At 66.7% G+C, this 4425-nt stretch carries 5 protein-coding genes and 1 pseudogene; 5 read left to right on the top strand and 1 reads right to left on the bottom strand.

Annotated elements, in window-relative coordinates; genetic code table 11:
* Nucleotides 1–37 precede the first annotated feature (37 nt).
* The 3 genes from thiM to CXY82_RS00265 are packed head-to-tail and all read left to right on the top strand — an operon-like array spanning nucleotide 38 to nucleotide 2996.
* Nucleotides 38–844 carry a hydroxyethylthiazole kinase gene (gene thiM, locus CXY82_RS00270; protein WP_104169176.1) on the top strand — a complete coding sequence of 269 codons (807 nt, stop codon included), beginning with the start codon at nucleotides 38–40 and terminating at the stop codon, nucleotides 842–844.
* A complete protein-coding gene (gene thiE / locus CXY82_RS17450; RefSeq protein ID WP_199180825.1) occupies nucleotides 841–1494 on the top strand; it encodes a thiamine phosphate synthase in 654 nt (217 codons plus the stop codon). The genes thiM and thiE overlap by 4 nt, the downstream gene beginning before the upstream one ends.
* Nucleotides 1491–2996 carry a bifunctional hydroxymethylpyrimidine kinase/phosphomethylpyrimidine kinase gene (locus CXY82_RS00265; RefSeq protein WP_199180824.1) on the top strand — a complete coding sequence of 502 codons (1506 nt, stop codon included), beginning with the start codon at nucleotides 1491–1493 and terminating at the stop codon, nucleotides 2994–2996. The genes thiE and CXY82_RS00265 overlap by 4 nt, the downstream gene beginning before the upstream one ends.
* 74 nt (nucleotides 2997–3070) lie before the next feature.
* Here CXY82_RS00265 and CXY82_RS00260 read toward each other — a convergent pair.
* Nucleotides 3071–3235 (bottom strand): annotated as a pseudogene (locus CXY82_RS00260) (recombinase family protein); the annotation flags it as partial.
* Between the two features lie 420 nt (nucleotides 3236–3655).
* Here CXY82_RS00260 and CXY82_RS16815 point away from each other — a divergent pair.
* The gene (locus CXY82_RS16815) at nucleotides 3656–3916 is read left to right on the top strand and encodes a cupin domain-containing protein (protein WP_146068991.1); all 261 of its coding nucleotides are present in this window, start codon (nucleotides 3656–3658) and stop codon (nucleotides 3914–3916) included.
* Between the two features lie 286 nt (nucleotides 3917–4202).
* Nucleotides 4203–4425 (top strand): recombinase family protein (locus tag CXY82_RS00250; protein WP_146068990.1); only part of this gene is annotated, 223 nt, incomplete at its 3' end.

The raw sequence follows: 4425 nt of genomic DNA, 5'->3' as shown, positions 1-4425 counted from the left end.
CTGATCTAGTTAGTACTAGCGAAGGGATGTCGCGCAAATGCGCACGCCAGAAGAACTTATTTCATTCACCTGTTCAGCGCTCGACGAGGTGCGGTCCCACCCGCCCCTCGTGCAGTGTCTCACCAATAGCGTCGTGGTGAACTTCACCGCTAACGTGCTGCTGTCGCTCGGTGCGGCGCCCGCGATGGTCGACCTTCCGGGCGAGGCGGACGCGTTCGCGCGGATCGCATCTGGGCTGCTCGTCAATCTCGGCACGCCCACCGCCGAACAACGCGACGCGATGGTCGAGGCCGTCACAGCCGCGAACGATGCTGGAACACCGTGGGTGCTCGACCCCGTTGCCGTCGGTTTCCTGCCCGTGCGCACGCCGCTGGCCTTCGCCCTTCGCGACCTGCGACCCACGGTGGTGCGCGGAAACGCGTCGGAGATAATCGCGCTGGCGGGCGCCGGATCCGGCGGCCGCGGGGTGGATTCATCCGACGAGGTGGATGCCGCCCTGGCCGCAGCGTACGCGCTGGCCGGGATGACCGGTGGGGTGATCGCCGTCTCCGGGCCTGTCGACATCATCACGGATGGCCGTGAGTTGGTGCGCATCGACAACGGGCATCCGTTGCTCACCCGCGTCACCGGCGGGGGCTGCGCCCTCGGCGCGGTCATGGCCGCGTTCGCCGCGGTCGACGCCGACAGGTTCGTCACCACGGTGGCCGCGGCCACGGTGTACACCGTCGCGGCCGAGCTCGCGGCAGAGTCCGCCGCTGGTTCGGGCAGCTTCGCTGTCGCCTTTGTGGACGCCCTGTCCACCGTCAACGCGCGGGACATCGCACGCCGGGCGGTGCTCCGATGAACCTCGACCTGTCGCTATACCTGGTGACCGACTCGGGGCAGGCCGCGGCGGCCGGGCGCAGCATCGTGGACGTGGTGCGGCACGCCGTTGCCGGAGGCGTGAGCGCCGTGCAGGTGCGTGAGAAGGAGACCGCCGGGCGGGAGTTCCTCGACACCGTGCTGCGCATCGCGGATGTGCTGCCCGACACCGTGGCGCTGATCGTGAACGACAGGGTCGACGTGTTCCTGGCCGCCCGTGCCGCCGGGCGCCGGCTGACCGGGGTGCACGTCGGGCAATCCGACCTGCCCGTCGGCGCGGTGCGCGACCTCGTCGGGGGTGACGCGATGATCGGGCTTAGCGCATCGACGGATGCCCAGCTGCGCCGCGCGGCCGAGGATCCTGCCCTGATCGACTACGTCGGCATCGGCGCACTGCACGCCACACGCACCAAGAGTGACGCGCCCCCTGCCCTGGGGCTGGCCGAGTTCGCTCGCTTGGTCGGGGTCAGCACGTTGCCGGTCGTGGCCATCGGGGGGATTGGCCTGCGCGACCTGGCCGCCCTCCGTGAGTGCGGGGCGGCGGGCGTCGCCGTGGTGTCGGCGATCTGTGCGGCGCCGCACCCCGAGCAGGCCGCCCGCGAATTGCGGGCAGCCTGGGGCGTGACGGCATGACCGGCGCATCCCCTCGCATTGCCCGCGTGCTGAGCATTGCTGGTACCGACCCGACCGGCGGAGCGGGCATCCAGGCCGACCTCAAGAGCATTGCGGCGAACGGGGGCTACGGCATGGCCGTGGTGACCGCACTGGTTGCGCAGAACACCCACGGTGTGCGCGCGGTGCACGTGCCGCCGGTCTCGTTCCTGCGCGAGCAGCTGCACGCCGTGAGTGACGACGTCGAGATCGATGCCGTCAAGATCGGGATGCTGGCCGACGTGCACGTTTCCCGCACCGTGAGCGAGTGGCTCGGCCAAGTGAAGCCCAGGCTCGTGGTGCTCGACCCGGTGATGATCGCCACTAGCGGCGACCGCCTGCTCACCGAGGATGCTGAGGAGGCTCTGCGCGATCTGCTGAGCGTCGTGCACCTGGTGACGCCCAACATCCCGGAGCTGGCCATCCTTGTCGGTGTTCCTGTGGCGACGAGCTGGTCGGCGGTGCTGCGCCAGGCGCAGCACGTCGCCGAGACGTACGGGGTCCTCGTGCTGGCCAAGGGCGGACACCTCGCCGGTGACCTCGTACCAGACGCCCTCGTCGACGCCCACACCGTGCGGGAGTTTCCCGGGCTGCGGATCGACACCCCGAACACTCACGGAACCGGGTGTTCTTTCTCCTCCGCTGTCGCGACCCGGGTAGCGGCTCGGGCCGGCACGGCGGGGCCGAGCCTGGCAGATTGGGGGGACGCGGTAGCCGAGGCGAAACTATGGTTGACCGAGAGCATCGCCCACTCTGGCGACCTGCAGGTCGGCTCTGGCCACGGACCGATCCAGCATTTTGCCGGCCTGTGGCAGCGCGGCGGCCTGCACACCAGCCCCAGCCCGGCCCAGGTCGCCGAGGAATGGTGGCACGACATCCGTGACATCCGCACCGACACCGACGAGCTGCCGTTCATCCGAGCGCTCGGGGACGGCTCCCTGAACCGGGACGCCTTCATCTGGTACCTCGCCCAGGATGCCCTGTACCTGCGCGACTACGCCCGGATGCTGGCCGTCGCGAGCCGGCTCGCCCCGACCGCCACCGAGCAGGCGTTCTGGGCGGCCAGCGCGCACGGCGCGATCGCCGCCGAACTCGACCTGCACTCCAGCTGGATCGCCGAAGAGACCCTGGCCGGCGTGCAGCCCAGCGAGACGACAACGGCCTACCTCAACCACCTGTCGACCGCTGGCGCGAGCGGCGACTACGGCGTCCTCGCCGCGGCGCTGCTGCCGTGCTTCTGGATGTACCAGGATGTCGGCACGCGGCTGCATCCGCTCTCGCACGACGCGCATCCGTACCGCAGCTGGCTGGACACCTACGCGGATGAGGAGTTCGCCGCTTCCACCGCACGTGCGATCAAGATTGTCACCGCCGCGGCCGCAGCAGCGGCTGAACCGGCCCGGCACCGCATGGCCCAGGCGTTCCGCGCCTCGGCCGCGCACGAGCGAGAATTCTTCGCCGCGCCCCTGACCAACCCCCGGTAGGAGTGCAGGTTCCTCCGTTCGCCCCGTTACTTTCTTCGTATCCCTTGATCGTGTAGTTATGTGAGGGTGTTGGGCTCGAGCAGCTTCTTCATCCCCGGCCGCTCAATCGCGGTCTTACTCCCGGACGTGACATCGGCGAACACATCTCGCTTCTGCACCCCGGCGGCGATAAGCGCATCCAGCTGGAGTTGAGCGTCCTGGCTCGAAGTGCTGATGCGGGTGTAGCCGAGCAATCTCATACGCTCCATTTTGCCTCGAAAAACCCCAACCAGAACGGTGAGATATGAACTGTGATGAGATGACTTTCTGAGACGTTCAGTCACCCCGAGATCTAGCGGGAAGTGACGAGCAAGATCCAGGCTCGCTTGGTGTCTTGGAAAGCTGTACTTTTTCGAGACGTTCCGCGTCGCGCTCAGGGACCGGTAAACGGGCGCTGGATGCTGTTGAAGGTCTGGCGAAGCCGGCCCAGGTTTCGTCGCCCTATGTCCAAGCAGCGCGGTGTCTGTATTCCGCGAACGTTCGCTGTGAGCCGCGGTTACCATGACGGTATGCAACCGAAGCAGCCACAGTCGTTTGATTCCCGCCTCATCCCATGGGAGACGGTTCACGACGACGGCACGAAGTCCGCAACACTCGTCGGCTCTCGTGAGCCAGGGCACATGTTCACCTACGCGTTTTTTATCCCCGCGGGCGTATTCGACGCCCCGCACCACCACATCGCCGACGCGCACCTGCACGTGGCCTCCGGCGAACTCATGCTCGGATACGGCACCTCTTTCATCAAGGGAGACGCGGATCGCTTCCCGGCGGGGTCGTTCTTGTTTGTGCCAGCTCACGCGATCCATTTCGATGGGGCCGAAGAGGACACTGTACTGATCGGAACAGCGACCGGGCCATGGAACACGCAGTACTGGTCCTGAGAGCAACGGTTGCGACCGTTGAGCACCTGCCGCATCAAGACCCTATCGTCGCATTTAGAGACGGGCAGAGTAGACATACGCCGGTCGATGAGGCGATCCGTGCGACCGGCGGAACGGTCTGATCACCACTGTTGAAGGATCGGCTTACGTGCGTTGGGGTGACGTTCAGCGCTGCGAAAAGGCCGCCATTTGGCGCCGCGATTCACATTCGAGACCGTCCCATTCCCGGATGCCCCACCCGAGAAAATGCCCGGTAAAGGGGGGATAAACGGTACCCGACAGAAGCATGACCTGCATGCTTATCGGCTACGCACGCGTATCCACCAACGACCAAGACCTCACCGCCCAAAAGCACGCCATCGCCACCCTCGGCGTCTCACTCCAAAAGACGTTTACCGATCAGGGCTTTACCGGAACTAACCGGGCCTGGCCAGGTCTTCGCGAAGCGTTAGCCGCCTGCCGAGCCGGCGATACCCTCGTCGTGACCAAGCTCGACCGGCTGGCACGGT

Origin of the sequence: Cryobacterium sp. M23 (assembly GCF_002929655.1) — a bacterium.
Classification (GTDB): domain Bacteria; phylum Actinomycetota; class Actinomycetes; order Actinomycetales; family Microbacteriaceae; genus Cryobacterium; species Cryobacterium sandaracinum.
The sequence above is the reverse complement of the archived record's forward strand: the minus strand, read 5'-3'. Positions and strand labels throughout refer to the sequence as shown.

Coding starts and splice junctions, on each gene's coding strand:
- thiM (WP_104169176.1), top strand. CDS start 38: ATGCGCACGCCAGAAGAACTTATTTCATTCACCTGTTCAGCGCTCGAC.
- thiE (WP_199180825.1), top strand. CDS start 841: ATGAACCTCGACCTGTCGCTATACCTGGTGACCGACTCGGGGCAGGCC.
- CXY82_RS00265 (WP_199180824.1), top strand. CDS start 1,491: ATGACCGGCGCATCCCCTCGCATTGCCCGCGTGCTGAGCATTGCTGGT.
- CXY82_RS16815 (WP_146068991.1), top strand. CDS start 3,656: ATGTTCACCTACGCGTTTTTTATCCCCGCGGGCGTATTCGACGCCCCG.